The organism is Streptomyces sp. NRRL S-340, from assembly GCF_000720185.1.
In the GTDB taxonomy this organism is placed as follows: Bacteria; Actinomycetota; Actinomycetes; order Streptomycetales; family Streptomycetaceae; genus Streptomyces.
The window spans coordinates 13,468-39,019 of the sequence record NZ_JOIY01000034.1; the positions used below are offsets into that span (position 1 = coordinate 13,468).

At 73.3% G+C, this 25,552-nt stretch carries 25 protein-coding genes and 2 pseudogenes; 18 read left to right on the forward strand and 9 right to left on the reverse strand.

Annotation, left to right across the window (positions count from 1 at the left end):
• The first annotated feature begins 91 nt into the window (after positions 1-91).
• Positions 92-691, forward strand: a complete 600-nt coding sequence (locus IG64_RS25395; RefSeq protein WP_037860311.1) for a TetR/AcrR family transcriptional regulator — start codon at positions 92-94, stop codon at positions 689-691.
• A gap of 575 nt (positions 692-1,266) precedes the next feature.
• Here the strand turns inward: IG64_RS25395 and IG64_RS25400 are convergent.
• Positions 1,267-1,686: a hypothetical protein gene (locus tag IG64_RS25400; protein WP_037860313.1), complete on the reverse strand. Its 420-nt coding sequence runs from the start codon at positions 1,684-1,686 to the stop codon at positions 1,267-1,269.
• 772 nt (positions 1,687-2,458) lie between these two features.
• Here IG64_RS25400 and IG64_RS25405 point away from each other — a divergent pair.
• Complete coding sequence (locus IG64_RS25405; RefSeq protein ID WP_037860316.1) at positions 2,459-3,220, forward strand: SDR family oxidoreductase; 762 nt, start codon at positions 2,459-2,461, stop codon at positions 3,218-3,220.
• A 205-nt stretch (positions 3,221-3,425) separates the two neighbouring features.
• Here IG64_RS25405 and IG64_RS25410 read toward each other — a convergent pair.
• Positions 3,426-3,788: pseudogene (locus IG64_RS25410) on the reverse strand (winged helix-turn-helix transcriptional regulator); the annotation flags it as partial.
• 79 nt (positions 3,789-3,867) lie between these two features.
• Here IG64_RS25410 and IG64_RS25415 point away from each other — a divergent pair.
• Positions 3,868-4,278, forward strand: a complete 411-nt coding sequence (locus IG64_RS25415) for a RidA family protein (protein ID WP_037860319.1) — start codon at positions 3,868-3,870, stop codon at positions 4,276-4,278.
• 162 nt (positions 4,279-4,440) lie between these two features.
• Here IG64_RS25415 and IG64_RS25420 read toward each other — a convergent pair whose 3' ends face one another.
• On the reverse strand, positions 4,441-4,959 hold the full coding sequence (locus IG64_RS25420) for an adenylate kinase (RefSeq protein WP_037860321.1): 519 nt from the start codon (positions 4,957-4,959) through the stop codon (positions 4,441-4,443).
• A 94-nt stretch (positions 4,960-5,053) separates the two neighbouring features.
• Complete coding sequence (locus IG64_RS25425; protein WP_037860326.1) at positions 5,054-6,127, reverse strand: alkene reductase; 1,074 nt, start codon at positions 6,125-6,127, stop codon at positions 5,054-5,056.
• Between the two features lie 116 nt (positions 6,128-6,243).
• Here IG64_RS25425 and IG64_RS25430 point away from each other — a divergent pair, with 116 nt between their 5' ends.
• From IG64_RS25430 to IG64_RS25445, 4 genes are all read left to right on the forward strand, one after another.
• The gene (locus tag IG64_RS25430) at positions 6,244-6,621 is read left to right on the forward strand and encodes a MerR family transcriptional regulator (RefSeq protein WP_037860328.1); all 378 of its coding nucleotides are present in this window, start codon (positions 6,244-6,246) and stop codon (positions 6,619-6,621) included.
• Between the two features lie 232 nt (positions 6,622-6,853).
• On the forward strand, positions 6,854-7,129 hold the full coding sequence (locus IG64_RS25435) for a hypothetical protein (RefSeq protein WP_037860334.1): 276 nt from the start codon (positions 6,854-6,856) through the stop codon (positions 7,127-7,129).
• On the forward strand, positions 7,129-7,527 hold the full coding sequence (locus IG64_RS25440; protein ID WP_037860336.1) for a hypothetical protein: 399 nt from the start codon (positions 7,129-7,131) through the stop codon (positions 7,525-7,527). The genes IG64_RS25435 and IG64_RS25440 overlap by 1 nt, the downstream gene beginning before the upstream one ends.
• A gap of 66 nt (positions 7,528-7,593) precedes the next feature.
• The gene (locus IG64_RS25445) at positions 7,594-8,238 is read left to right on the forward strand and encodes a dihydrofolate reductase family protein (RefSeq protein WP_037860338.1); all 645 of its coding nucleotides are present in this window, start codon (positions 7,594-7,596) and stop codon (positions 8,236-8,238) included.
• 81 nt (positions 8,239-8,319) lie between these two features.
• Here IG64_RS25445 and IG64_RS25450 read toward each other — a convergent pair whose 3' ends face one another.
• A complete protein-coding gene (locus tag IG64_RS25450; RefSeq protein ID WP_037860345.1) occupies positions 8,320-11,136 on the reverse strand; it encodes an AfsR/SARP family transcriptional regulator in 2,817 nt (938 codons plus the stop codon).
• A gap of 465 nt (positions 11,137-11,601) precedes the next feature.
• On the opposite strand from IG64_RS25450, the gene IG64_RS42375 reads away from it, so the two are divergent.
• The 4 genes from IG64_RS42375 to IG64_RS25470 all read left to right on the forward strand — a co-directional run bounded on the left by IG64_RS42375 (position 11,602) and on the right by IG64_RS25470 (position 14,419).
• Positions 11,602-11,988 (forward strand): hypothetical protein, encoded by a 387-nt coding sequence (locus tag IG64_RS42375; protein ID WP_051813326.1) that lies wholly within the window; start codon positions 11,602-11,604, stop codon positions 11,986-11,988.
• 36 nt (positions 11,989-12,024) lie between these two features.
• Positions 12,025-12,381 (forward strand): hypothetical protein, encoded by a 357-nt coding sequence (locus IG64_RS25460; protein WP_037860346.1) that lies wholly within the window; start codon positions 12,025-12,027, stop codon positions 12,379-12,381.
• A 354-nt stretch (positions 12,382-12,735) separates the two neighbouring features.
• Positions 12,736-13,266: a hypothetical protein gene (locus IG64_RS25465; RefSeq protein ID WP_037860347.1), complete on the forward strand. Its 531-nt coding sequence runs from the start codon at positions 12,736-12,738 to the stop codon at positions 13,264-13,266.
• 247 nt (positions 13,267-13,513) lie between these two features.
• Entirely contained in the window at positions 13,514-14,419 is a 906-nt protein-coding gene (locus IG64_RS25470) for a LysR family transcriptional regulator (protein ID WP_037860349.1), read from the forward strand.
• Positions 14,420-14,562: 143 nt separating this feature from the next.
• Here the strand turns inward: IG64_RS25470 and IG64_RS25475 are convergent, their stop codons facing one another.
• Complete coding sequence (locus IG64_RS25475; protein ID WP_037860350.1) at positions 14,563-15,342, reverse strand: SDR family oxidoreductase; 780 nt, start codon at positions 15,340-15,342, stop codon at positions 14,563-14,565.
• A 468-nt stretch (positions 15,343-15,810) separates the two neighbouring features.
• Here IG64_RS25475 and IG64_RS25480 point away from each other — a divergent pair, with 468 nt between their 5' ends.
• The 4 genes from IG64_RS25480 to IG64_RS25500 all read left to right on the forward strand — a co-directional run bounded on the left by IG64_RS25480 (position 15,811) and on the right by IG64_RS25500 (position 20,086).
• Positions 15,811-16,095, forward strand: coding sequence for a hypothetical protein (locus IG64_RS25480; RefSeq protein WP_037860354.1), 285 nt, complete (start codon positions 15,811-15,813; stop codon positions 16,093-16,095).
• Positions 16,096-16,490: 395 nt separating this feature from the next.
• Positions 16,491-17,333, forward strand: a complete 843-nt coding sequence (locus tag IG64_RS25490; RefSeq protein ID WP_037860356.1) for a phosphotransferase — start codon at positions 16,491-16,493, stop codon at positions 17,331-17,333.
• 78 nt (positions 17,334-17,411) lie between these two features.
• Entirely contained in the window at positions 17,412-17,960 is a 549-nt protein-coding gene (locus tag IG64_RS25495) for a GNAT family N-acetyltransferase (RefSeq protein ID WP_037860363.1), read from the forward strand.
• Positions 17,961-18,247: 287 nt separating this feature from the next.
• Positions 18,248-20,086 (forward strand): phospholipase C, encoded by a 1,839-nt coding sequence (locus IG64_RS25500; RefSeq protein WP_078884211.1) that lies wholly within the window; start codon positions 18,248-18,250, stop codon positions 20,084-20,086.
• Here IG64_RS25500 and IG64_RS43315 read toward each other — a convergent pair.
• Positions 20,052-20,543, reverse strand: a complete 492-nt coding sequence (locus IG64_RS43315) for an MMPL family transporter (protein WP_107474357.1) — start codon at positions 20,541-20,543, stop codon at positions 20,052-20,054. The genes IG64_RS25500 and IG64_RS43315 overlap by 35 nt on opposite strands.
• Positions 20,544-20,766: 223 nt before the next feature.
• Between IG64_RS43315 and IG64_RS25505 the strand changes: the two genes are divergently transcribed.
• Together IG64_RS25505 and lanL are read left to right on the forward strand one after the other, a co-directional pair.
• A complete protein-coding gene (locus tag IG64_RS25505; protein WP_037860365.1) occupies positions 20,767-20,949 on the forward strand; it encodes an SflA family class IV lanthipeptide in 183 nt (60 codons plus the stop codon).
• A 2-nt stretch (positions 20,950-20,951) separates the two neighbouring features.
• Positions 20,952-23,501: a class IV lanthionine synthetase LanL gene (lanL, locus tag IG64_RS25510; protein WP_037860366.1), complete on the forward strand. Its 2,550-nt coding sequence runs from the start codon at positions 20,952-20,954 to the stop codon at positions 23,499-23,501.
• 351 nt (positions 23,502-23,852) lie between these two features.
• On the opposite strand, the gene IG64_RS39285 is transcribed toward lanL, so the two are convergent.
• A complete protein-coding gene (locus IG64_RS39285) occupies positions 23,853-23,987 on the reverse strand; it encodes a hydrophobic protein (RefSeq protein WP_078884212.1) in 135 nt (44 codons plus the stop codon).
• A gap of 2 nt (positions 23,988-23,989) precedes the next feature.
• Between IG64_RS39285 and IG64_RS40640 the strand changes: the two are divergent.
• Positions 23,990-24,121 (forward strand): annotated as a pseudogene (locus tag IG64_RS40640) (CsbD family protein); the annotation flags it as partial.
• A 226-nt stretch (positions 24,122-24,347) separates the two neighbouring features.
• On the opposite strand, the gene IG64_RS25515 reads toward IG64_RS40640, so the two are convergent.
• A complete protein-coding gene (locus IG64_RS25515; RefSeq protein WP_037860370.1) occupies positions 24,348-24,884 on the reverse strand; it encodes a cysteine hydrolase family protein in 537 nt (178 codons plus the stop codon).
• Positions 24,885-25,552 lie beyond the last annotated feature (668 nt).

Consider the following 25,552-nt stretch of genomic DNA (forward strand, 5'->3'; position numbering starts at 1 on the left):
GCGAGGGCACGCCGAGACGGTGCGCGCATTATTTGTCACCGGCGTCAAAGAATGGGTCGAGTGTCATGAGGATCTCGGCTACTGTCAAGGCATGGCCCGCCCCAAGAACCAGGAAGAACGCCGCGCCCACCTCATCCAGGCGGTGATCGACACGACCGCCAGCACCGGACTGCGCTCCCTCTCGCTCGCGGACGTGGCCCGCCGGGCGGGACTGACGCGCGGGGCCGTCCTGTACTACTACGACGACCTGGACGCCCTGCTCAGCGAGGCCTACCGCGCGGGCATGGAGCGTTTCTGCGACCGGCGGGACGCGCTGCGGGACACCGTCGGGGACCCCGCGCGGCTGCTGGGCGAGACGATCCGCGCCGGACTGCCGACGGGGCCCGACGACGCGCTGATGCGCCTGCTGTACGAGTTCGACGTGGTGGCGGGCAGTTCGCCGCTGCACAGCACGCTGGTCGAGTCGATGTACGAGCGGCAACTGGCCACGTACCGCACGGTGCTGGAGCGGGGCGTGGACGCCGGCGCCTTCCGCCTGACCCTGGAGCCGTCGACGGCCGCCCTGAACCTCGTGGCCCTGGAGGACGCCTACGGCCTGCACATCGTGGCGGGCAACGGCCAGATCAGCGTGGAGCGGGCCGTGGAGGCGATGTTCGCCGCGGCACACGCCTTCGGCGCACCGGCCGTGTGAACGGGCCGGTGCTGCGGGGCCGTCGGCGGTCGCCGCAGGCCGGCCGCTCGGGGCCGCCGCTCGGGGCCGCCGACCGACGGACGACGGCAGGCCGACGGCGGCAGGCCGGCAAGTGGGACCACTGCCGCTCGAGCCGGCCGCGGCCCCGCCCGACTCCGAGCTGCGAACGAAATGGGGGTCCGATCAGCTCGCGGCGTCCGGCGCGTGCGAGCGCAAGGCGCGGAAGGGTCTTGTGGTGGAGCTGCCGGGGCCTTCCGGCAACGCCGCGAGCGTGCGTGCCGGACGCCGCGAGCCGGGCGCCCGTTTCGTTCGCAGCTCTCAGCTGAAGCGGCGCTTTTCCCGGCGCTCTCCCGGTCCGGCGCCCACCGGCCGGGGCCGAGAAGGACTCCGGCTGACACGCCGGCCGGTGCCGGGCTCGGCCCGCGGTCCCACCGGCGCGGCCGCCCGGGACCAGTGCGCGCAGGTGCGTCGTCGCGCGGCTGCCCACTTCGCACACATCAGAGCGTCGCGGCGCAAATGCGACGCGTCCGGCCTCGTCTCGGACGAGGCCGGACGCGCTCCCGCTCTGGAAGACGTCAGCCGTAGCTGACGGTGAAGCTGGCTCCCTGGCCGGCGTTGGCCGTGGTGCCGTAGGTGCGGAACGTCATTCCGCCCAGTCCCCAGGCCGGGTTGTAACCGTAGGTCGGCCTCTGGTTGTTGAAGGTGGTGAAGGTCGCTCCGGAGTGGTAGACACCGTGAATGGTGACCCACCAGACGCTGTCCTTCGTACCGGTGTAGAAGGAAGCGCACTTCCCGGGCTCCGCGATGACGGTCCCGCCGATGGCACCCGTGTCCGGGTTCTCGACCGTCAGGTAGGCAGCGTAGTCCGTTTTCGGACAGACCACGACGTTGCCGTTGGAGGCGGCCTGGGCCGGAGCCGAGGCGAACAGAGCCAGACCGGCGGCTGCCGCAGCCGCGGCAGCCGTGGCGACTCTGCTCCGAGTGGAAGCGAACATGGTTGTCTCCCTGCGTGGTTGAGTGATACGAACAGCGCCAGTGATCACGTGGGTACAAGCCGCCCGCAACAGAACGATCAGGTTGCGACGCCCGGATCCCTGTCGCATCGACGACATGTGTTCACACCTTACAGACACACCTTCTTCCCCCCAACACTTTCCTGGGAGACACCGGAAGCCGGTCCATCCCGGCCGTGGCAGAACGCGCCCATCTCAGTCGCGGGTTGCCGGCCGCCTGCACCGTCCCAGCCGCTCTCCGCACCGGCCGACGGTACACATATGCCTCGAAGAGTGCGACATCAGCGTCACATGTCCCCGCGAACGACCAATCCCGGGAACGGACCTGACAACACACATGTGTCGATGACGGAGAGCGGGACGACGACCGGGCCGGGGGCCTCTCCGCCCGCGGTTCAGACCCCTCCGGATGCGGCGCGTTGAAGTCGTGCCCGGACTGAGCAGGGGGCGTTTCACCGGCCGAGGCCGTGCCCCGTACTCCGGAAGACGGTCCCTTGAGTCCCTTGGAGCCGCGGACGTACGCGTTTTTGGTCTCGGGTCTCCGCGTCCGGGGCATCGTGCTCGGGTCATTGTGTCCGGTCCCCGCGTCCGCGGTCCCGCGTTCGCGTCGGGAGGGTGGTCCCGGCAGGACCCAGGGAGACGGGGACACTGTCTGCGGCCGCAGGACAGGTCCACGCTGAGGAGCGTCACCCGCACTCATCGACCGCGGGCACCGGTTTCCCCGCAGCCGGCGGCCCCAGCAGGAGCACAGTCCATGGACATCACCCGCCGCACCGTCTTCATCGCCGGCGCCACCTCGGGCATCGGCCTGGAACTCGCCCGCCGCTTCACCGCGGCCGGCAGCACCGTCGTCATCGGCGGACGGCGCACCGACCTGCTCGACCGGCTCTCGGCCGAGGGGTTCGCCACCGTTCCCGTCGACGTGACCGACCAGGAGAGCCTCGACCGCGCCCGCGACACGGTCCTGGCCGGCCACCCGCACCTCGACACCGTCGTGACGATGTCCGGCGTCATGCTCCCCGAGGACCTGCGCGACCCCGCGCACTTCAGCATCACACAGCGCACCATCGACACCAACCTCCTCGGCACCATCCGCGTCGTCGACGCGTTCACCCCGCACCTGACCGGCCGCGGCGCGGGCACCTTCGTCACGGTGACCTCGGGCATCGGTTTCCTGCCGTTCCCGCTCCTGCCGGCCTACGCCGCCTCGAAGGCCGGCGTGCACGCCTACTCCGAGGCGCTGCGCGCGCAACTGGACGGCACCGGCGTCGAGGTCTGTGAACTCGTCCCACCGGCGGTCGCCACCACACCGGAGCAGGCACGGCTCAACCCCCGTGCGCTCGGACTGGCCGAGTTCGCCGGCGAGGTGATGGAACTGCTCGCGGCCGAGCCCACCCCGCGCGAGCTGCTCGTCCAAGGCGTCCTGATGCACCGGTGGGCCGAACGCGACGGCACCTACGACGAGTTGGTCGCCCAGCGGTCGCAGGCGCTCGCGACGCTCCCGGGCCGCCGGTGAACCGGCCCGGCACGAACGCGGCCCGCCCCTGATCCCCGCCCCGCCGCCGGACCCGGCTCCGGCGGCCGCCGGGGTCGGGCGGCCGGCTTCATCCCGCCGCCCGACGCGACCCCCCGGCCGCCGGACGCGAGCCACCGGAAGCCGGATGCGAGCCACCGGCCGCCGGGTGCGGGCCCCCCGCTTCCGGCCTCGGGCCGCCCGCTTCCGCCTCCTCCCGCGCGTCGAAGGCGTCACGGGCCCGTTCGATACGGGGCAGTTGCTCCGCGGCCCAGGCCAGGAGGACGTCGACGGGGTGCCGGAGCGTCTTGCCGAGCGGCGTGATGCGGTACCTGACCGCCACCGGGCGCGTGGAGACGACCTCACGCGCGATCACACCGTTGCGCTCCAGCCGCCGGAGCGTCGCGGTCAGCGACTTCTGCGTGACCTCGGGGACGGCCCGGCGCAACTCGTTGAAGCGGCAGGGGCGTTCACAGAGTTCGTTGAGAACGCTGAGGGACCACTTGTCCAGCACCTGGTCGAGCAGTTCACGGTGCGGGGCGGTGACGCGGAGCCTGCCGTCGGTATCCATGGCGAAACCTGGTCTCGTTGAAGTTCCCTTTCTCTACTAAGTAGCTTACGGATACCGCAATCGGAAAGGAAGAACTCCCATGACCGTCCGGCACTTCACACCCGAGGGCATGCTGCGGCCCACCCCGTACCACCATGTGGCCGTCGGCACGGGGACGACGCACGTCCACGTCAGCGGGCAGGTCGCCCGCCGGGCCGACGGGACGCCCGTGGCACCCGGCGATCTCGCCGGCCAGGTCGCCCAGGCACTGCGCAACACCGCCGTCGGCCTCGGCGGAGCCGGTGCCTCGTTCGCGGACGTGCTGCGCCTGACGTTCTACGTCACCCGGTGGAGCCCGGAGAAGATCGGGGACTTCATGGCCGGCGTGGAGGCCGTCGCCGAGGAGATCGGCCTCCCCCTCCCCATGCCTCCGGCGTCCCTCATCGGGGTCGACCACCTCTTCGAGCCGGACGTGCTCGTCGAGGTCGAGGCGACGGCACTGCTCGGCTGAGCCGCCGCCCCGAGCGCGGCACAGTCGCCGCCCGGCGCGGTCTTCGCCGCCCCTGGCCGCGGCCGGCGCGGCCGTACGACCGGGACCGGCTGCCTGCCGAGCGACTGCCGGCCTGCCGCTCGCCGGGGGGCCGGCCCACGCGCGCTCGCGGGGGGCCGGAGGTCAGAGGGAGGCCAGCCAGGCCGCGGTCTCCTCCGGGCGGCCGAAGCGGTGGGTCCGCAGGGACGCGAAGCGCGGATCGCGGAGGCGGAGCGCGATGTCGCGGCGGCGGGCGCGGTACTGGGACCAGGACCACCACACCGGGTGCTCCCGGCTCAGCCAGCCCGTCCAGGTCTCCCTGTTGCCGCTGAAGAGCACTTCGCGGGTGACGGTGCGCCGTACGGACCGGCGCAGGACGCGGGGCATGATGACGCGGCGGGGATAGTCCAGCCAGATCACCGTGTCGGCCCGGCTCCACAGCAGGTCACGGACTTCCGGATAGCCGAGGGAGTCGGTGATCCAGCATGGCCCGGCGGTGATCCGCGCCACGTCCTCGGCCAGCTCCCCGTTGACGGCCCAGCCGGGGCCGGCGAAGTACAGCGCGTCCATCTCGTGGTACGGCAGGCCCAGGCGCGCCCCCAGGGCACGGGCCAGCGTGGACTTGCCCGCGCCCGTGGAGCCCACCACCAAGATCCGTTCCACAGCCGCACCTTACTCCCGGATCCCCGGGGCTGTCCGTCTTCCCCCGGCCCGCGCCGCGGGCGGCGGGACCGCTGCGGCGGTGCGGCGGGTGCGCTCAGGCCGTGTACTGGTAGGCCGGGTAGGTCAGGTAGCCGGCGTCGCCGCCCTGGTAGTACGTCGCCTCGTCCACGGGGGCGAGGGGGACGCCGGTGCGCAGGCGTTCCACCAGGTCGGGGTTGGCGATGAAGCCGCGGCCGAAGCTGATGAGTTCGGCGCCCAGGCCCAGCCAGTGGTCGGCGTCGGTGCGGCCGGTCTGCTTGGGCCCCATCGGGAGCACCGGGTTCATGACGAGGGTGCCCGGCCACACGCGGCGCAGGCCGAGCAGCACGTCCTCCTCGGCGGTGGCCTCCAGGTGGACGTAGGCGATCCGGAGGCGGGCCAGTTCGGTCAGGAGCGCGGTGTACAGCTCGGGCACGTCGGTCTCCTCGACGCCCCAGAAGGTTCCGCCCGGGGACAGACGGATGCCGGTCCTGGCGGCGCCCACCGCCTCGACGGTCTCGGACACCGCTTCGACCGCGAACCGGATCCGGTTGGCCACCGTGCCGCCGTAGCGGTCCGTGCGGAGGTTGGCGTTGGAGGAGAGGAACTGCGAGATCAGGTAGCCGTTGGCGCCGTGCAGTTCCACGCCGTCGAAGCCGGCGTCGACGGCGCGCCGGGCCGCCTCGGCGTACGACCGGGCGTGCCCGGGCACCTCGGCGGTGTCCAGGGCGCGCGGGACGGGCACGGGCTGGGGTCCGCTCGGGGTGAACACCTCGCCGGTGGCGGGGACGGCCGAGGGGCCGACCGGCCGCGTTCCGGTGGTGTCGGGGTGCGAGACCCGCCCGCCGTGCATGATCTGGGCGAAGATCCGCCCGCCGTTGGCGTGCACGGCCGCGGTCACCGGACGCCAGGAGGCGACCTGCTCGTCGGTGTGCAGTCCCGGCGTACCCGGATTCGACTGCCCGGTCACACTGGGCTGCACCCCCTCGGTCACGATCAGCCCTGCCGTGGCCCGCTGGGCGTAGTACGCCGCCATCGAGGCGGTGGCCAGTCCGCCGGCGGCGGCCCGGACCCGGGTCATCGGGGCCATCACCACCCGGTTGGGCAGCGTCAGGTCACCGAGCCGGTAGCTGTCGAAAAGGGTTGTCACGTCAGTACTCCGTTGCGATCCGCCGTGCCCGGAACTCGGACACGGCGGCTACGCTAAAACCTCACATCCATGTCAGAGGCAAGGACCTATGGCGCAGATCACACCGGGAGGGCCGCATGCGGATCGGGGAGCTGGCGTCGCGCACGGGAGTGAGCGTGAGGTCCCTGCGCTACTACGAGGAGCAGGGGCTGCTGCGCAGCAGCCGCAGCGCCGGAGGGCAGCGGCACTACACGCAGGATGAGGTCGAACGGGTCGAGTTCGTCCAGCGCCTGTACGCCGCGGGCCTGTCCAGCCGGACCATCGCCGGCCTGCTGCCGTGCGTCGAGGCACCCAGCCGGGAGAACTCCGATGCCGCGCTGGAGCGCATGGCCGAGGAGCGCGAACGGCTCTCCGAGCACATCACCGACCTCCTGCGCACCCGGGACGCGCTCGACGCGCTGATGGACGCGGCCCGGAAGTACCGGCAGCAGCTCCAGCCGGCAGCCGTCGAGTGATCGACGGGGTCCATAAGCGATCGACGGGGCCCATGAGCGCTCCGGACGGGGCTCCGGACAAGGCTCCGGACAGGGCTCCGCCCGGTCCGGCGTGGATCACTCAAGTCCTGCCCGGAGTCCTGCGCGGAGTCCGGGCCGCCCCCCGAAGTCTGTCGGGCCTGGCCCGGTGACCGCACCTCCCGGCTTCGCGCGATCCTCTACTCCTGGTAGAGGATCGCGGTAGACTCGGGACATGGCAGCGGACGAGACGAGCATCAAGGTGAGCACCGCCGCGCGGGACCGGCTCGCCCGGCTGGCCGCCGAGCACGGGACGACCATCCGGAGCCTGGTCGAGGAGCTGGCGCAGGGCACTCCGACCCAGGCCGAGTACGCGGAGCGCGCGGAGCTGGCCCGCGCCGAACTCGCCTCCGCCCTCGGCAGCGCGCCGAGCCCCGAGGCCGAGGCGAGGGCCCGGGCCCTGCTGGAGCGGCTGGGAGCAGGACCGCACAGCCCGCGGGCCGCCGCGTAGTGGCGGCGATCGCGGTCGTCCTGGACCACACCACCGCCACGGCCCTGTACGACCCGAAGGACCCGTTCAACGAGGCCGTCGCCGCCTTCTACGTACAAGCCTCCGGCGGTCTCGGCAGCCTGTACGCGCCGGTCCTGTCGCTCACGGCCGGCGACGCCGAGCGGCCCGGCCTGTTCAGCTACGTCAAGGGGCTGCGCTTCATCCGGCTGGAGGCGTTCGACACCGACGCCGCCGTCACCGCCACCGAACTGCTGCGCTTCGGGCACCCGTGGGCCACCGTCCACGCCATCCACGCCGCCCGGCCGTCGGCCGCCCACCCCACGGGGCGCTTCCTCCTGACCCTGACCCCGAAGGCGTACGCCGGCACCGGAGTGCAGGCGGTCCACCCCGGTGGGTGAGGCAGCGATGAGATTCCGCCGTCCGGGGAGTCTTCATCCCTGTCGTCACCCGTCCAGGAGGAACACATGACCCAGCTGCTGAAAGTCCAGAACTTCAACGTCTCGAGTGACGGCGTCGCTGCCGGTGAGGACCAGAGCCTGGAGCGGCCGTTCGGCCATGTCGACCACAGGGAGCTGTTCGCCTGGGCCGGTGCCACGGCGAGCTGGCCCGGGCGCACCGACCCCGGAGGCAGCCGGGGCCTCGACGACTACTTGACGCGCGATTTCTCGCACAACATCGGCGCGGAGATCATGGGCCGCAACAAGTTCGGGCCGCAGCGCGGGCCCTGGCAGGACGACCAGTGGCGCGGCTGGTGGGGTGAGGAACCGCCGTTCCACACACCGGTGTTCGTCCTGACCCACCACCCGCGTCCTTCCTTCACGCTCTCCGACACCACCTTCCACTTCGTCGAGGGGGACCCGGCCACGGTGCTCGCGCGGGCCCGGGAGGCGGCCGGGGGCAAGGACGTACGGCTCGGCGGCGGGGTCACCACCATCCGCGAGTTCCTCGACGCCGGTCTCGTCGACACCCTGCACGTGGCGGTCTCTCCGGTGAAGCTCGGGTCCGGGCTGCGGCTGTGGGAGTCGCCGGACGAACTGCTCGACCGCTACCACCTGGACGTCGTGCCCAGCCCGAGCGGCGTGACGCACCACCTCTTCTGGCGGAAGTGACCGGCACGGCGGGGCGGCCTGCTCACCCGGGCCGGCCCGCCCGCGGACGGAGGTGAGCGGCGCCCGGCTCCCCGGGCCCGCTCACCGACCGGCGTGCTCCGCCAGATGCGCGGCGACGCGCCGGGCGTCCTCGGCGCGGTGCTGGCTCCGGTAGAGCCGCAGCGCGGTGGTCCACGCGGCGCGGGCCTGTACGAGGTCGCCGCGCTCGGCGTGGACGTCCGCGAGGGCGGACCAGGTGTCGGCCTCGCGGTTGGCGTTGCCGATGGCCCGGAAGTGGGCGAGGGCCTGGCGGTAGGCGTAGCAGGCGCGTTCCGTCCGTCCGGTGCGCCAGGCGATGTGGGCCAGGGTGTCCCAGGTGGCGGCCTGGCCCTCGCCGTCGTCGTGGAGCCGCAGCAGGGGCAGCGCCTGCAGGCAGTGCTCCTCGCCGCTGGTGTACCGGCCGAGGCGGGCGAGGGCCCACCCGGTCCCGTTGAGAGCGTTGGCCTCCCCGACCTGGTCCCCCAGCCGCCGGTACCCCTCGACCGCCTGCGCGAAGTGCGGCAGGGCGCTCTCGTGGGCGTCGATGCGCACGTGGACCTCCGCGAGCGCGTGGTGCGACCGGGTGCGCCCCGGCAGGTCGTCGTGCTCGGTGAAGTGGGCCAGGGCGGCGTCGAGATGGGGCAGGGCCTCCTCGTGGCGCCCGGCCTGGGCCAGGGCGACGGCCAGCCGCTGGCGGGTGTGCGCGGTGAGGGAGGCGTCCTCGATGGCGCGCGCCGCTTCGAGGGCCATGTGCCAGGCCTGGATGCTCTCGGCGAAGAGGCCGCGCCGCCAGCGGAAGGTGTGCAGCGACCAGACGAGCCGGCACAGCTGCAGGTGCGCCCGGTGCCGCCGGGTCGTCGTGACGATCTCCTGGAGGCAGGCGTACTCGTCCTCGAACCAGGCCAGGGCGCTGTCGGCGTCGTCGAACGAGAGCGGGGCCGGACCCTGGTCCGCGACGCCCAGCGGGTCCTGCGCGGTGCGGTGCGGGTCCAGGGCGCTGTGCGCCGCGTGGGCGGTGCGGACGTAGAAGTCGACCAGGCGCCCGGTCAGTTCGTCGCGCGGGCCGGCCGCCAGGCGGGCCGCCCCTTCCCGCGCGTACAGCCTGACCAGGTCGTGCATCTGGTAGCGCCCGGGGCGGTTCTCCCGTACCAGGCAGGCCTCCTCCAGTCTGCGCAGGGTGCCCCGGGTGTGCGCGGGCGTGCGGTCGGCCAGATGGGCGAGCGCGGCGAGGGAGACGTCCGTGTGGGGCACCAGCCCGAACAGGTTCAGCAGGCGCGCGGCCGGGGGGTCCAGGGCGTGTTCGGACGACGTGAACAGGGCGCGCAGGTTGAGGGACACGTCGCCCGCGTCGAGGGCGTCGAGGCGGGTGCGGGGGTCGAGCAGGTCCTGGGCGAGCTGGTCCAGCGAGGCCGGGGAGAGGTCCAGGGCGTGGGCGGCGGCGATGTCGAGGGCGAGGGGCAGCCCCGAGCAGGCGCGGACGATGTCCCGCATCGCGGGTTCGCGGGCCGCGCGGGTGGCGCCGACGCGCTGGGCGAAGAGGCGGGAGGATTCCGCTTCGGGCAGGACACCGAGCCGGACCGAGTCCGCGCCGCACCGGACCTTGAGGCCGCTCAGGGTGTTCCTGCTGGTCACCAGGGTCCGGCAGCCCGCGCCGCCGGCCAGCAGCGGCAGTACCTGGGTGGTGTCGCGGGCGTTGTCGAGGACGACGAGGACGCGCCGCCCGTCCATGAGGGTGCGGTACAGCCCCGCCCGGCCCTCCAGGTCCGGGGGCAGTTCGTGCGCGGCGGCGCCCAGGGCCATGAGGAACGCCTGGAGGACGTCCGCGGGGCGGGCCGGCGGGGTGTGCGGGCTGAAGCCGTTGAGCTGGGCGTGGAGCTGGCCGTCGGGGAAGTCCTCGATGTGCTGGTGGGCCCAGCGCAGGGCCAGCCACGTCTTGCCGATGCCGCCCATGCCGGTGATCGCGCAGACTCCCGGCGCGTTCGGGCCGGTCCGCGCGGCCTGGGCGTCCAGCAGCCGCAGCGCGTCCTGGCGCCCGACGAAGCCCACCGGGACCGCGGGCAGTTGGCGCGGGACCCGCGCCGGGGCACGCGCCGGCGGAACACCGGTGCCTGCCGGGCCGGGCGCGGGCAGGTGCAGGGCGTCGTCGAAGGCGAGGATGCGCTGGTACAGCTCCTGGAGGGGCGGGCCCGGGTCCGCTCCCATCTGCTCCACGAGATCGCCGCGCAGCCGCTCGTAGGCGGTGAGGGCCGCGGCGGGCCGTCCGCTGCGGTACAGGGCGAGCATGTGCTGGTGGGCGAGGCGTTCGTCCAGCGGGTGGTCGCCGGTGAGCGCCTCCAGGGAGCGGACGGCTTCCGCGTGGCGGCCCTGGGCGAGCAGGAGTTCGTGCCGCGCCACGGTGGCGTGCAGGTGCTCGGCCTCCAGCGTGAGGCGGTACCGGTCGAGCCATGCGGAGTTCACACCGGCGAACGGGCGTCCCCGCCAGAGGGCGAGCGCCTGCTCGTACTTCGGGCCGGCCTCCTCCGGTTCTCCCTCGTCCGCCTGCCCCACCAGGTCGCGGAAGCGGAACAGGTCGACGGCCGCCGGGTCGGTGCGCAGCACGTAACCGGCCGTCGTGCGGAGGATGTCCCACTCCTCCGCCCGCCCGGCCAGGGAGGTCCGCAGGGCACGGAGGCGGGACACGTAGCTGTAGAGGGCGGCGACCGCGCGCGGCGGCGGTGACTGGCCCCAGACCCGGTCCACCAACGCGTCCACGGAGACGGGCCGGTTGGCCTCCAGGAGCAGCACGGCGAGAACACAGCGCTGGCGCGGGGTGCCGGGGACGACGTCGGACCCGTCGAGGCTGATGACGACGTCACCCAGGAGTCTGAATCGCGTACCCATAGGCCCTTCGCCCGTGTGGCCCCTCGAAGCGGCACCGCAGGCCGGACCCGGCTCTTCGCCGGCCGCCCCGCCGTTGCAAGAAGATATCAAGGTCCTTGCAGGGCCGGTACGGGACTTTGGTGGGGACCGAGGACGCCGCCGGGGGAAGGCCCGGCCGAGGAGCGGGCCGCGGCGCGTGCCGGTCCCGGCCGCGGGGCCGCGCCGGTGCCGCCGGACGCCGCCCCACGGGGGTGGGCGGAATCCGGCCCGGCACCGGGGCGGCACCCGGGCCGCGCGCCCGAACGACCGGGGCGCGAAACGACCGATGCCCAGAACCGTCCCACGCCGGAACGACCCACGCGCGAACGGACCACGCCAACGGCCCACGCCCGAACGGCCCGTGCCCCGGGGGGGCGGGGTCGTGCCTCTCCCCCGTGCAGACGTCCCTTCCGCTCCGGTACCGGAGCCCCAACGGCAAGGAGAACCATGACCAAGCACGCTGTACGCACAGGACTCGTCGGCCTCTCGGCCGCCGTCGGACTGCTCGCCGCCACCGGCGGTGTCGGGCACGCCCAGCCGCTGACCACGGCAGGGCACTCGGCCACCGCGCTCCCGGCCGCCGTCGCGGCCGGCTACGCCGTCGTACCGTACGAGAACGTCAACGTCCGCAAACTTCCCAGCAAGAACGGCGCCTACCTGGCCACGCTCACCGCGGGCCGGACCTACACGGCCTACTGCTGGACGCACGGCGACACGGTGACCGACCACGGGATCACCAACGACATCTGGATCGGCTTCGCCGACGGCTACAGCAGCGCCGTCTACTTCAAGGGCGACGAGTACGCCAACCTGCCCGTCTCCGCCCGCTGCTGACCGGTCCGCCGTCCCGCCCACCCGAAGGAGAAAACCGTGCGCAACCGCTCACGCAGGGGCGCTGCCGCCCTCGCCGTCGGCGCCGCGCTGGCGTTCGTCGGCGTGTCCGCCCCCACGGCCTCGGCCGCCGACGCCTGTGTCGTCAACGGACCCGCCTACTACTGCCACAACGTCTACGGTGCCGCCGTCTACAACGGCTTCGCCAACCCGGGCCCGGTCGTCGGCCGCATGTACACGACGTACAGCTGGTTCAGCTGCCGCGTGGACAACGGCGCGTACGTCGGCGGGCCGCACCCGTACCGCTGGCTGCTGACCAAGGCCGACAACGGCGTCTGGGGCTTCATGAAGGACACCTCCATCAGCTCGGAGACCGACCCGGTGATCCCCTGCTGACCCTTCGGCGGTGACCGCCGGCACTCGGTGAACGCCGGCACTCGGTGAACGCCCTCTCTCCGGGCGCCCGGAGAGAGGGCAGCCGGGCGCCCGGAGAGAGGGGCCGGCGGGTGGCCCGGCGGGCAGCCCGGAGCCGGCCCTGCGGTGGTCCGGCGGTGGTCCGGCGGGTGGTCCGAAGACAGCCCGGGGGGCGGGCCGGGGGCGGCCCGGAGAGACATCCCCCTCGTCGTTCGGGTAGCGTATTTGCGGCCGGGAAGCAGTGTCTTCCCGGCCCCTGCGCGTGTTGCGGAGGGAGACCTGTTCTGTGATGGGTGACGCGGCGGCGGTGCCGGCGTCGGGGGAAGTGAGCAAGTCATGGCCATGGTGGGCCTGTTCTGGATCGCCGAGGGCGACGTGTACGTGGGCGCGAAGCCGTCCGGTCTGGCTCCCGGGGTGCGTCTGACCCCCGACGGCGTGGTGGCGCTGGGCGACGGGCAGGCGGGCCTGCACCTGTGGGAGGACGTGCGGGCCCTGACGGTCACGGACGTCCCGGTGAAGTCCCTGCTGCGGCGGGTCGGCGTGGTCAAGGACCTGGCCGTGGACACGGTGATGACCCTGGCCCTGTCCGCCGGCCCGGGCCGGACGGACGAGGCGCCCCCGATGATGACGGTGCGGGTGCAGTCGTCCGGCGGGGAGCACGAACTGGGCGCCTACGCGGCCGCGGCCGTCGGCTACTCCGCGACCGAGGCCGACCTCTCCCGGGCCCTCCTGTCCCGCCTCACCGAGGGCGCCGCGACCATGTCCACGACGCTGGCGGCGATGTCGGAATGGGGCCGCACCCGGGCGAACGGCACGCCCCGGACGGCGGAGCGGGAGAAGCTGCTGCGGGAGTGGCTGGGGCAGTGACGCGGGCCCGGCGCAGCCGCCGCTGCCGGCCGGGGCCCAGCGGTCCGGGCCTGTGCGTTCGGCAGCCGGAGCCGGCAAGGCGTCCGCTGCGGGCCTTCCGCGTCCTGCACGCAGCCCATGGCGCACGCCGACCGTGGCCGGTCCGCGCGAGCGCCCGTGCCCGCGGGAATCTGCGCCGGCTGAACCGGGTTGCCGAAGGCGGTGACGGAGCGGCGCTCGCTCCGGCGCGGGGAGGAGAGGGGAACCGATGAGCCTTCGCCAGTTCGAGTACGCCCTGGCCGTGGCCGAGGCGGGTTCGGTGACGGCCGCGGCGGAGCGGCTGCACGTCGCTCAGCCCTCGGTGTCCCAGCAGATCCGCGGCCTGGAGCGGGAACTCGGCGTGGAACTGTTCGCCCGTACGCCGACCGGACTGGTGCCCACCGTGGTCGGCCGCGCGTTCCTGCGCGAGGCCCAGGTCGCGGTGAGCGCGTCACGGCGGGCGAGGGCGACAGCACGGGCCGGCGCCGAGGAACTGGTGGGCGAGCTGGTGGTCGTGGTGCAGATGGGCTTCGGCGCACGGCAGTTGCCGCGCGCGCTCAGCGCGCTGCGCCGCCGCTTCCCGCGGCTGGAGGTCACCGTCTTCGAGGAGCCCAGCTCCGCCGAGCTGGACCGGCTGTGCCGCCGGGGCGTGGTGGACCTCGCCCTGATGGCGGCGTGCGAGCGGAGCCCCGCCGACGCCCACCACCTCGGCGACGAGGATTTCGTCGTGGTGCTGGGCGCCGGGCACCCCCGGCTCGCCGCGGACCGGGTCGAGCTGCGCGAGCTGGAAGGGGAACCGTGGGTGAGGTTCGACCGCGCCAGCGCGCTCGACGGCGTCCTCACGAACGTGCTGCGCGACAGCGGTCCGGCCCCGGCCACGGCCGCCCGCGTGTCCCAGACGGCGACCGCCGTGCGCTGGGCCGCGAACGGGCTGGGGGTGACACTCGTCCCGGCCTCCGCCGTGCCGCACGGTCACGAGCACTTCGCCCGCCCGGTGTCCCCGGCCGTGTCGCAGCCCGTCATCGCCGTGGTCCGCCACAACCCCGGCCCGGCGGAGACGGCCCTGCTCGACCTCCTGCGCGAGGAGAACTGGTCCGGATCCGCCTCCCCCACCGCCCCCTCGCCGGTGTCCTGACGGCCGGCGGGAAACGGCGCCCGGGATTCCGCCGCACCGGAACACCGCCGCCCCCTGATTCCCGGCCAGAATTCCCGTACCAGGATCCCCCGCATCCGAATTCCCGTATCAGAATTCCGCGCACCGGATTCGGCCGGACGGCGTCACCCCCGGGAGAATTCACCGCCGTCCACGACGAGACTGGTTCCGGTCAGCCAGCTCGCCCGGTCGGACACGAGGAACGACACCGCCTGGGCGATGTCGTCGGGCCGGCCGTCGCGCCCCAGCGGCGGGGTGTCGTCCGCGTTGACCTGGCCCGGCGCCGCGTTCAGGCGCGCCCACTGTTCCCGCGTCGCCTCCCCGCCGGGTGTGGCGACCCTGCCGGGCGTCACGGTGTTCACCCGGATCCCGGACGGAGCCAGCTCCTGGGCCAGCCCCCGGCTGTAGTTCTCCAGCGCCGCCTTCGCCGCCGTGTAGTGCAGGAACGGTCCTACGGGGGTGAGGACCGCGGCCGACGAGACGTGCACGATGCTGCCCGAACGGCGTTCCCGCATGCCCGGCACCAGCAGTGAGTCCAGCCGCACCGACGCCAGGAAGTTCAGGTCCAGCGCGTCCTGCCAGTCCTCGTCGGCGATGGCCAGGACGCCTTCGTGAGGGCGCGCCCCGCCCGCGTTGTGGACCACGATGTCCACCACCCCGCCGAGCACCTCCCCCGCCGCCGACGCGAGCGCCTCGGCTCCGGCCCGGGTGCTCACGTCGGCCTGCACGAAGGCGGCGCCCTGCGGCGCCGTGCCCGTCGCCGACCGTGCGGTGGTGAGCACCTGGGCGCCCGCGTCCAGGAGCCGGCGCACGACGGCCGCTCCGATTCCGCGCGTGCCGCCCGTGACCAGCGCCCGCCGTCCCGCGAGTTCCCGCGTCACCGAGCCGTTCTCGTACGAGGTCATTTAAGAGTTCCTTCTCGATCGTGTCTTCATCGCCCGACGGAAAAGAGGCAGCCGGGCCCGGCGCGCAGTGCGCGAATCCATTGAAGGAATCGCGGCGGCCAGGCACCCCGTCGGGTTCGTTTCACGGTACGGCCGGAAAAGAAAGAGAGGCAAAGACGAAATTCCATGAAGCCCTATAGGCGATTCCTATGCCCTCATCCGGATCGGCGCGCGCACGGTGCCGCCCCGCACGCCAGGCTCCCGGCTCCTGCGACCTGGCCGGATCCGGCCTCGCCACCGGCAGCGCCGACGTGGCGCTCGCGGCCCGGGCGCCGCTGTGGCACCGTGACGGCGCGCCCCCAGGACCGCGCAGTGGTGGGGCCGCACCCAGTGACAGGGCCGCGGCCGCGGGCACCGCGACCGCGCCGCCACGAGCGGGGCGGAGGCCGCTTCCGGCGTCCGGCGGCCGGCAGGCCGTACTGTCGGGCCATGAGTGGGATCGTCGTCGTGTACGAGCTGGACAGGCCGATGACCGCGGGCGCCGTCGGCGGCGGGGCCCGTACGGACGAGCCGCCGGTCCGCCGGGTGCACGCCGCACCCGCGGCTCCCGGCACCACCGCCTCCCCCGGGCCGCGGACCTTCTGCGGCAAGGACACCTTCGCCATGGAGGCGGCCTCGTGGACGCCCTCCGAGCACCCCGGTGCCCCCTGGTGCGGCTCCCGGTACGCGGACCGGGTCTGCGGGGACTGCGACACGGCGATGGAAGAGGACTGAGCGGTACCGGTCCGCCCGGCTGACCAGGCGAGGCAGGACCGGGCAGGGCGGCGGTGCCCGACCGTGTGGTCCGCCCGCCGCGACGACGCGCTCGACCGCGTCCGCCACCAGTGGTCGGCCGGCCGGCGCTCTTCCCGGGTGAAGACGTCCGGCAGGGCGGGTTCCTGGACGATCAGCCGGTTCGGCGTCAGCACGAGCGGTTCGACGGCCGTGGCGTCGCCGGAAGGACCGGGAGCCTGCTGAGCGGCCCGGGAAAATCAGGGCCGGTCCGGCTCCTCCCCTGCCATGCTGGTCGCCGCGTCCGGGTCCGGACGCCGGACGCTGCACGCGGACACACGGGAACGTCGTCGATCTTCCCCGCCGTGCCCGCGTACCCGACGAGGAGGGAGGACGGTGTGGAGCCACGGGAACTCCGCCGCGCGGTCGGGGCGGGGCGGGCGGCGGCCGCGGAGCTGGGCCTCCAGGTCGACGAGGTGAGCGTCATCCACAACTCGGACCGCGTCGCGTTGCGCCTGGTCCCTTGCGATGTTCTGGCCCGGGTCGCGCCGCTGGGGCATCTGGCCGATTCCGCGTTCGAGGTGGAGGTGGGCCGCCGTCTCGCCGAGGCCGGCGCTCCGGTGGCCGAGCCGGACCCCCGGGTCGAACCGCGCGTGCACGTACGGGACGACTTCGCCGTCTCCTTCTGGACCTACTACGAGCCCGCGGGACCGCCGATCGCGCCGGCCGACTACGCGGAGGTACTGCGGCGGCACCACGCGGCGCTGCGCCGACTCGATCTGGACGCACCGCGTTTCACGGATCGGGTCGCCCGGGCGCTCAGTGAGGTGAACGACAGGGAACGTTCCCCCGAACTGGCCGAGTCCGACCGGGAATTCCTCGGCCTGGCACTCAGTGGACTGAGTGCCGCGATCAGCGACGGCGGGCCCGGCGGCCAGCTGCTGCACGGCGAGCCGCACCCGGGCAACCTCCTCCGCACGAGGAGAGGGCCGCTCTTCGTGGACCTCGCCACCTGCTGCCGCGGGCCGGTCGAGTTCGACCTCGCCCACACGCCCGAGGAAGTGGGAGAGCGCTACCCGGGTGCCGACCCCTCCCTGACCCGCCTGTGCCGCGCTCTGAACTGGGCCATGTTCTCGGCCTGGCGCTGGCGCCGGGCCGACCAGATGCCCGACCGGGACCGCTGGAGAGCGGAGGGGCTCGACCGGCTTCGCGCCGCGCTGGAGCGCTGCGGACCGGGCTGAAGGCAGGGCGGAAGGGCAGTGGGCGCGGCCGGCAACACCTCTGAACACGAGAGGCGAGCGTGCGATAGGTTGCCGAGCATGACCGGACTCGGACCCCTCGCCTGGCCACCTGCCCCGATCAGGACCGAGCGGCTGGTGCTCCGCGAGTCCGAGGCCCGGGACCGTGCGACGTTCATCGAGCTGCTCGCCTCGCCGGAGGTGCACACCTATCTCGGTGGCCCACGGTCTCGTGACGCGCTGGAAGACACGTTGCCGACGGTTCCCGGGGCGCGCCCCGGTCTTTTCGTCGTCGAGCTGGACGCAGCGATGATCGGCACCATCCAGTTCAACCGGCGTGACGCGGAGCCCGGCAGTCGGGCCCGGCCGGGCGTCGGGGAGGCCGAACTCGGCTACCTGTTCCTGCCGCGGGCATGGGGGCGCGGGTACGCCGCCGAGGCGTGCGCGGCGGCACTCGGCTGGTTCGCCGAGGTGCTTCCCGGCGAACCGGTGGTGCTGTGCACCCAGACCGCCAACGACCGCTCGATGCGCCTCGCGGCGAAGCTGGGGTTCGCGGAGGTGCGGCGGTTCCAGGAGTGGGGCGCTGAACAGTGGCTGGGAGTGCGCTCCTCTCCGGCGCAATCCGGTTGAGCGGCCGCTTCGTCGAGCGGCCCGGCCGCGCCTGGACGGGCCGGTGGCTTCCGGTGCCCTGCCCGGCGTGCGGGACGAGGCCTGCTGGTACGACCGGGCCCTGCTCACCTGACCCCGGGCGGATGCCTGGCTCGCCCGGTCGGTCAACACCCGGCCAAAATTCGCCCTTTCTTCCCTGACCGGGTGTTCACCCCCGCGCCACCATGACTCCCCCGGAGGGCCGCTCACCTGCCGGAACCTCCTGACCGTGACGATGCACCATCATCGCGTCCGGAGGAGTGGAGAGCATGGCCGCCAGGGGCAGACGATCAACTGTGCGCAGGGCAGGGGCACTGGCCGGTGCCGCCGCCCTGACCGTACTCGCCGGGGCCGCGCCCACCTGGGCGGCGCCCGCCGGGCACCACGGTCACTCGGCGACCGCCACGCCGATCGAGCACGTGGTCGTGCTCTTCGACGAGAACGTCTCCTTCGACCACTACTTCGCCACGTATCCCAAGGCGGCCGACACCGAGGGCACGAAGTTCACGGCGTCGAAGAAGACCCCGAAGGACATCGACACGCTCGCGCACGCCGGTCTGCTGACGCGGAACCCGAACCAGTACCCGCCCAAGCGGCTGACCCCGGCGCAGGCCATGACCTGCGACCAGAACCACGGGTACAGCGCCGAGCAGTACGCGGCCGACGGCGGCAAGGCCGACCGGTACGTGCAGAACACCGAGGTCGACCAGTGCTCCGGTGGCCTGTTCGGGGAGCCGGGCCTGGTCATGGACTACTACGACGGCAACACCGTCACCGCGCTGTGGAACTACGCCCAGCACTACGCCCTCAACGACCGCTCCTTCAGCTCGGTCTACGGCCCCTCCACACCCGGTGCGCTGAACCTCGTCTCCGGCCAGACCCACGGTGTCGTCTCCGTGGACCCGGCCTCCGGCACGGAGAACCCGAAGCAGACGCCGGTGCCCGACGCCTACACCGTCAAGTCTCCCGACGCCGGCGGTGTCGGCACCGTCGTCAACGACCCGGACCCGGCCTACGACGACTGCTCCGGCAAGAACCACACCAGCGGCAGCGCACTCGCGGCGATGCGGGGCAGGAACATCGGTGACCTGCTCAACGCGAAGCAGGTCAGCTGGGGCTGGTTCCAGGGCGGTTTCCGTCCGACCACCGCGTGGGACGGCCGGCCGGGCCACTACGCCAGGTGCGAGGCCGCACACACCAACGTCGGCGGGGCGTCCGTGGTCGACTACAGCCCGCACCACTCGCCGTTCGAGTACTACAGGTCGACGTCCAACCCGCACCACCTGCCGCCGCGGAACGTCGACGAGATCGGCCACGACGGCCAGGCCAACCACGACTACGACCTGACCGACTTCGACGCGGCGCTCAAGGCGGGCAAGCTGCCCGCCGTCAGCTTCGTCAAGGCACCCGAGTACCAGGACGGCCACGCCGCCTACTCGGACCCGGTCGACGAGCAGCACTTCCTCGTCGACCGGATCAACGCCCTCCAGAGTTCCCCGCAGTGGAAGTCCACCGCGGTCGTCATCGCCTACGACGACTCGGACGGCTGGTACGACCACGCCTCCGCCACCCCGCGCAACGGCTCCACGGACACCGCGCTCACCTCCAGCGGCCAGGCCACCGACAGCCCCGCCTGCCAGAAGGGTCCTCACGCGTCCGGCGGCTACGCCGACCGCTGCGGGCCCGGCACCCGCCAGCCACTGCTCGTGGTCTCCCCGTACAGCAAGGTGAACGAGGTGGACCACCACCGGACCGACCAGGCGTCCGTCATCCGCTTCATCGAGGACAACTGGCACACCGGCCGCATCGGTGACCACTCCTTCGACGCCACGGCCGGCTCCCTCCAGGGCATGTTCGACTTCCGCCGCCCCAACAACAAGCAGGTGCTGCTGAACGCGGACGGCTCCGTCAGGTCCGTCGGCCCGATCCGGCACGTCGCCCCGGCCGACACCGCCGTCACCCCCGGACCGGACCTGCGGAACGCCGCCACCACCGGCGCCTCCGCCTCCGCCACCCTCCCGGTGAGCCTCGGCACGGGCGCCCTCGCGGCGGCCGGCGCGACGGGCACGTACCTCACCCGGCGCCGCAGGCAGCGCACCACCGTGTGATCTCCCGGCCGTCACCGCAGCGGCACGGCCGTCCGCGACCGCGCCGCTGCGGTGACGACCGCTGCCGAGGGCACCGCGCTTGCGGACGGGCCCGGGACAGCACGCCCACCGTCGCCGTGGCCGCAGCCTCCCGCCACCACGCGCCGCGCGGCCGCCGGCACCCGTGTTCGTCATGGCCGGGCCGGTCCTGGCCGACCGGAAGCCGCGTCGCGCCGGGCGGCGTCGGGCGCGGTCGCGAAGGCCGGGACGTGCCTGCCCAGCGCCTCACCCCGATGTCCCTGTCCGGCGGCACACGGTTCAGGAAACGAGGCGGCCACCGGGGCCGGTGGCCGAGCAGTGCCAGGACGGCGGGTGCGAGCGCCGTCCGGACCAAGAAGGCGTCGAAGGCGACGGCAGGGGCCGGGCCGACGGCCGCCGTCTGGCCGACGCCCGTCGTCTGGCCGGTCGGGGTGTTCAACTTCCGCCCTCGCGTCCGTGCCCACGCGTGAGCCGCCGACCGGGCGCCCTGGGGCGAGGGGGCACGGCTCCCGCGGCGTCTCGGGGAGCAGTGCCACCTGACCCCTTGTCAGCGAGTTCGGCCCTCCTTACCTTTGTGCAGCGAGTCCTTGGCCCGGCAGGGCCACCGGCCCGCGACGGCAATTGTCTGCTCCTCAGCGCACGACAGACCATGGAGGCGTCACATGCCCGTAGCCGTGCCGGAACTTCTGGAAACCGACGGATTCCGCGACGCGGGTCCGCTGGAGGTCGACGACGAGGCGATCGAGTTCGAGGACGACGACCGCGGCGACCGCGAACCCACCGCGTGCCTCTCCGACCCGTGGGTGACCGCCACCACCCGCTTCGCGTGTGACCTGAACTCGTAACGGTGGCCGTTTCCATCGCCGGCCGCAGCGGCTGGTCCGACGACACGTGGTCGTACCTGAACGACCCGCGGATGCCGGCGATGGAACACGGCTGGAAACTGCACGTCTCGGCGCGTCCCGGTGACCTCGGCGCCGTGACCGGGCTCGTCCTGCCGGTGCTCTCCCGGCACGTCTGCCACGCGAAGTTCGCCCGTGACCCGCAGACGCTGCGCCGCCTCAACTCCGGGGAGGTGAGCGCGGCGGCCGTCGGCAAGGCGATCACCGTCTACCCCCTGGCCGGCACCGTGGTCGAGATCGCCCGGGAACTCGTCGACGTCCTGCGTGACCGGGAGGGCCCGCGGGTCGTCAGCGACCGGCGGGTCGACCCGAGGGCCCCGGTCTACTACCGCTACGGCCCCTTCACGGGCGACTACCGGACCGGCCGGAGCGGGCGGCTCGAATCCGTCATGACCGGCCCGGACGGCCGGATCTTCGACGGCCTGGCCGCCGGCCGCTACCGTTGCCCGCCCTGGGCCGAGGACCCCTTCGCGCCCGGCTCCGGACCCGGTGACGAGCCGTCCGTGCCCGGCCTCGGCGGCGGACGCTACACGGTCACCGCAGGCATCAGACGCTCGCCCCGGGGCAACGTCTACCGCGCGGTCGACCGCACTGCGGGGCGGCCGGTGGTGGTCAAACAGGCGAGGGCCTTCGTGGGCGAGGACGAATCCGGTACGGACGCCCGCCACCGGCTGCGCAACGAGCGCACGGTCCTCGCCGCGCTCGACGGCGTCCCGGGCGTGCCCCGCGCACTGGACTACTTCTCCCACCAGTGCGACGAATACCTCGTGATGAGCAGTTGCGGCGACCGGGATCTGCGCCGGGAGGTCCTGCGCAACGGCCCCTACCGGGACGACGGCACCCGGCCGGCGCGCGGCCTGTCCGCCCTCGCCTCCCGGCTCCTGCGCGTCCTGGACGCCATCCACGACCGGAACGTGGTCGTCCGCGATCTCAAGCCCGACAACGTCGTACTCGACGCCTCCTGCCCCGGCCACTGCCATGTGATCGACTTCGGGATCAGTGAGCGGGACGGCACCGGGCCGGGAGGGGCGACCCCCGGATACGGCGCGCCGGTTCTGCGCGCGACCGGACCGGCCGCCCCCGCCGACGACCTCTACGCCCTCGGGGCGACCCTCTTCTTCGCCGCCACCGGCATGGACCCGGTGATCGTCGACACCGGCCACGAGGTCAACCGGGACCGGACCCTGGCCTGCCTGGCCTGGGCACTGCCCGGGCGGGCGCACCGGAGGATCCGGTCGTCGGTCACCGGCCTCCTGAGCTTCGACCCGGCCGTACGGACCGCCGCCGCCGACCGCCTGCGCACCGGCACGGCCGGGCCCGCACGCCGGCCCGCGCGTCCCCGGATCGACAGCGCCCTGCTGGACGAGATCATCGAGCACACGACCGCATTCTGCGTCGGTGAAGCACACGCGATCGTGGACCCGGTACGGGCCGCCCGGCTGAACGTCCCCACCTCGATCGACGTCTACGGCGGCAGTTCCGGACTCGGGCTGGAACTCCTCCACCACGCACACCGGCCTCACGTGCGGTCGGCCGTCACCGCGTTGGCGCGGTGGACGGCACAGCAGTCCAGGAACCTCCCCCCGGGCTTCTACACGGGACGCACCGGCGTGGAACTCTTCCTCGCGGAGGCGGGGTGGGAAGCGGGGCCGGGCGCGGACGCGCGGTCCGGACATCCCGTCCCCGTCCTGCCGGACCGCGCACCGGACGGCGGGCCGCCGGAGGCGGACCTGATCGCGGGCGCCGCCGGTATCGGCCTCGGCCGGCTGCTGCTCGCCCGGCACGCCCTCCGGTCCGGTGACCGGCGCACCGCGGACGGGCACCTCGCCGTCGCCGCCGGCTGCGACCGGATGCTGGCAACGGGCACCGCCCGGCTGACGCCGACCGGTTCGGAAACGGCCGGCAGCGCCGCCCTCAGCGAGGGCATCGCGCACGGCGAGGCGGGCGTCGCCTGCTTCCTGCTGGAATACGGGGGCGCGAGCGGCAACCGGGACGCGATCAGCCGCTCCGCGCGGGCCGCCGCGCGCCTGGCCGCCGTGACACCGGACATCATCGCGGCAGCCGCCGAGCCGGGGGCGACACGCCGCTACGGCTCGTGGTGCCGGGGTCTGGCGGGCATCGGGACCGTACTCGTCCGGGCCGCCGGACTCCTCGACGAGCCCCGGTATCTCGGCCTCGCCGCGCGGGCCGCGCGCGCCTGCGCCGCACTGGCACCGCGGATGCCGCTGGTCACACAGTGCTGCGGACTGGCCGGAGTGGGCGAGCTGATGGTGGACGTCGCGGAGACGTCCGGGGCGGAGGAGTTCCGGGAGGCGGCCGAGACCGTCGCCCTGCTCATCCTGAGCCGCAGCGGCGGCACCTGGTCCCGGCCCGTGTTCCCGGACACCGGTCTCACCGGGGCGAGTGCCGCCTGGGCCGGGGGTTCCGCGGGCGTGCTGGCCTTCTTCAGACGACTGCGCGACGGAGGAGGCCCACGCCTCGGCCTCCTCGCCTGACCACTGTCACCGGCAGCACGGTCACCCCTCCCCGGGAGAGGACTGCCGGCGGCGCATCCGCGTACTCCGGCCCGGCACCCCGGGCCGGGCCGTGGGACCCCGGGCCCGGCCCCCGGGGCAGCCCGGTCATCGAGCGGGCGAGCGGGTGGCACCGGGGGCGGGGACGTGACCTGGAGGCCGCGCGGGTTCCTGTCGCGCGGGTCCGTCCCCGCCCCCGGCTGCAACGCGCCTACCCCGGATCCCGTTTGGGACGCATTCGCCCGATGCGGCCCCTGACCCGCTCCTGCGCATGCCCGTAGGGCCCGGCCGTGTTCCCGGCCGGGCCCTACGGGGAGTGTGTGCGGTGTCAGGTCACCATCGGTACCAGCGACCGCGACCGCCCCCCGCGTCGGTGGAGCGCATGACGAACCCGAGCAGCCACACCACCAGGACGATCAGCGCCACCCACCACAGAATCTTGAGGGCGAATCCGGCGCCGAAAAGGATGAGAGGGCAAGACCAAGGAAGCCGTCGGCAGTACCCTCGGCAACGACCGGATGGCGGCCGAGGGGCAGGCCGAGAAGAGCACCGGCGACGCCCGTGAGGCCAAGGAGAAGACCAAGGACGCCTTCAAGCACTGACGTCACCTCACTTCACCCGAACACCGGAAAGGGACCTCACCCTCTCAGGGGAGGCCCCTTTCCGGCGTCTCCGTTTCCGGCGTCTTCGTTTCCGCCACTCCTCGACCGGGCTTTTGACCGCCGGACCGTGCCGGTGTCACTTCGTCGGCGCGCTCAGAATGCGCGCGCTCGAAATGATCCGGATACGGCCATGGAGACGTCGGCGGGCTCGGCGCTGCGCCGCCGCCTACGGCCACAACTCGGCGCTGTCGCACACGTGCGCGCCCATGTTCCGCTCCATCATGCGCAGGGCGGCGTCGGCGAGATCGCCGTGGATGTGCGCCACCGCGTCTCGGGGGACGACCACGTCGAGGTGGCGGATGTGGGCGTCCAGGGCCGAGTACAGCACGCACTGCTCCGTCACCTGCCCGCACAGGACCAGCCGGTCCACGCCCTGCTCGCGCAGCAGATAGGCCAGCGGGGTGTCGTAGAAGACGGAGTGGCGGGCCTTGAGGACGAACAGCGACGAATCGTCGGGCCGGAGCGGTTCGACGAGGTCGGCGTGGGGTCCGGCGAGGGCGTGCTCGAGGAGCTCGCCGTGGTGCGAGCGCCATTCGCCGAAGTTGTCGTTGACGTAGATCACGGGCACGTCCGCGCGGCGAGCCCGTCGCAGCAGGCCGGCCACGGCCGGCACCACGGTACGCGCCGAGGGGAGCAGCAGGTCGGCGTCCTTGTGGTCGTAAGTGTTGATCATGTCGATGACGATCAGTGCGGACTTGCTCATGCGTACAGGTTCGCACCGGCGTGCGGTGAACGGCCCCACGACGCGGGGGATCCTGGACGCCGTCGGCGATGCACTCGTCCGGCGGCCGCAGGCCCGGCAACTGCGTCTGGAGGTGCACGGCACCGGCCGTGTCGTCGCCGTGGGCTGTCCTGAGCCGGCATGGTGGCCGCGCACGCACCCGGCCCGGTCCACGAGAAGGTGAGGCCCGACAGCGGCTGGACGAGCGGGAGTTCACCTGGACGTGGCAGCGCACAACGGCGCACACGGCCAGGGCGCCACGGCCTCCGGCAGGACGGGAGACGGCACTTGAGGTCCCGCCTTGCCGCCGTGCGTCACTACCGCGAGCCGAGGGACACCGGCGGACGCCGCGGGGCGCGGTCGAGGTCCTCGGGGCACAGGGAGACGGTCGTGCCGGGCAGCGTCGTCGAGGACATCGAACCGTCTGCCGTGCGCGGGCGCAGTCCCCACTCGCGGGGGCGCACAGTGGCGTCGTGCTCACAGCCGGGTACGGAGCGGGGTGGTGGGAGGGGGGCCGTGTGTGCCAGGCTGCAATGACAACCGGCCTGGTCCGGTGAGGGGCCCCGCGCCGCCCTTGCAGGTCACCACCCGTGGTCGGGGCGCGGTACGGGTTGTCTCGCTCGGCTGTGCGCGGCCCCATGCCGTGTGCT

Bases quoted from the DNA above. Each gene is read 5' to 3' on its own strand.
- IG64_RS25395 (WP_037860311.1), top strand. From the start codon at position 92: ATGGCCCGCCCCAAGAACCAGGAAGAACGCCGCGCCCACCTCATCCAG.
- IG64_RS25400 (WP_037860313.1), bottom strand. From the start codon at position 1,686: ATGTTCGCTTCCACTCGGAGCAGAGTCGCCACGGCTGCCGCGGCTGCG.
- IG64_RS25405 (WP_037860316.1), top strand. From the start codon at position 2,459: ATGGACATCACCCGCCGCACCGTCTTCATCGCCGGCGCCACCTCGGGC.
- IG64_RS25415 (WP_037860319.1), top strand. From the start codon at position 3,868: ATGACCGTCCGGCACTTCACACCCGAGGGCATGCTGCGGCCCACCCCG.
- IG64_RS25430 (WP_037860328.1), top strand. From the start codon at position 6,244: ATGCGGATCGGGGAGCTGGCGTCGCGCACGGGAGTGAGCGTGAGGTCC.
- IG64_RS25435 (WP_037860334.1), top strand. From the start codon at position 6,854: ATGGCAGCGGACGAGACGAGCATCAAGGTGAGCACCGCCGCGCGGGAC.
- IG64_RS25445 (WP_037860338.1), top strand. From the start codon at position 7,594: ATGACCCAGCTGCTGAAAGTCCAGAACTTCAACGTCTCGAGTGACGGC.
- IG64_RS25450 (WP_037860345.1), bottom strand. From the start codon at position 11,136: ATGGGTACGCGATTCAGACTCCTGGGTGACGTCGTCATCAGCCTCGAC.
- IG64_RS42375 (WP_051813326.1), top strand. From the start codon at position 11,602: ATGACCAAGCACGCTGTACGCACAGGACTCGTCGGCCTCTCGGCCGCC.
- IG64_RS25465 (WP_037860347.1), top strand. From the start codon at position 12,736: ATGGCCATGGTGGGCCTGTTCTGGATCGCCGAGGGCGACGTGTACGTG.
- IG64_RS25470 (WP_037860349.1), top strand. From the start codon at position 13,514: ATGAGCCTTCGCCAGTTCGAGTACGCCCTGGCCGTGGCCGAGGCGGGT.
- IG64_RS25475 (WP_037860350.1), bottom strand. From the start codon at position 15,342: ATGACCTCGTACGAGAACGGCTCGGTGACGCGGGAACTCGCGGGACGG.
- IG64_RS25480 (WP_037860354.1), top strand. From the start codon at position 15,811: ATGAGTGGGATCGTCGTCGTGTACGAGCTGGACAGGCCGATGACCGCG.
- IG64_RS25495 (WP_037860363.1), top strand. From the start codon at position 17,412: ATGACCGGACTCGGACCCCTCGCCTGGCCACCTGCCCCGATCAGGACC.
- IG64_RS25500 (WP_078884211.1), top strand. From the start codon at position 18,248: ATGGCCGCCAGGGGCAGACGATCAACTGTGCGCAGGGCAGGGGCACTG.
- IG64_RS25505 (WP_037860365.1), top strand. From the start codon at position 20,767: ATGCCCGTAGCCGTGCCGGAACTTCTGGAAACCGACGGATTCCGCGAC.
- IG64_RS25515 (WP_037860370.1), bottom strand. From the start codon at position 24,884: ATGAGCAAGTCCGCACTGATCGTCATCGACATGATCAACACTTACGAC.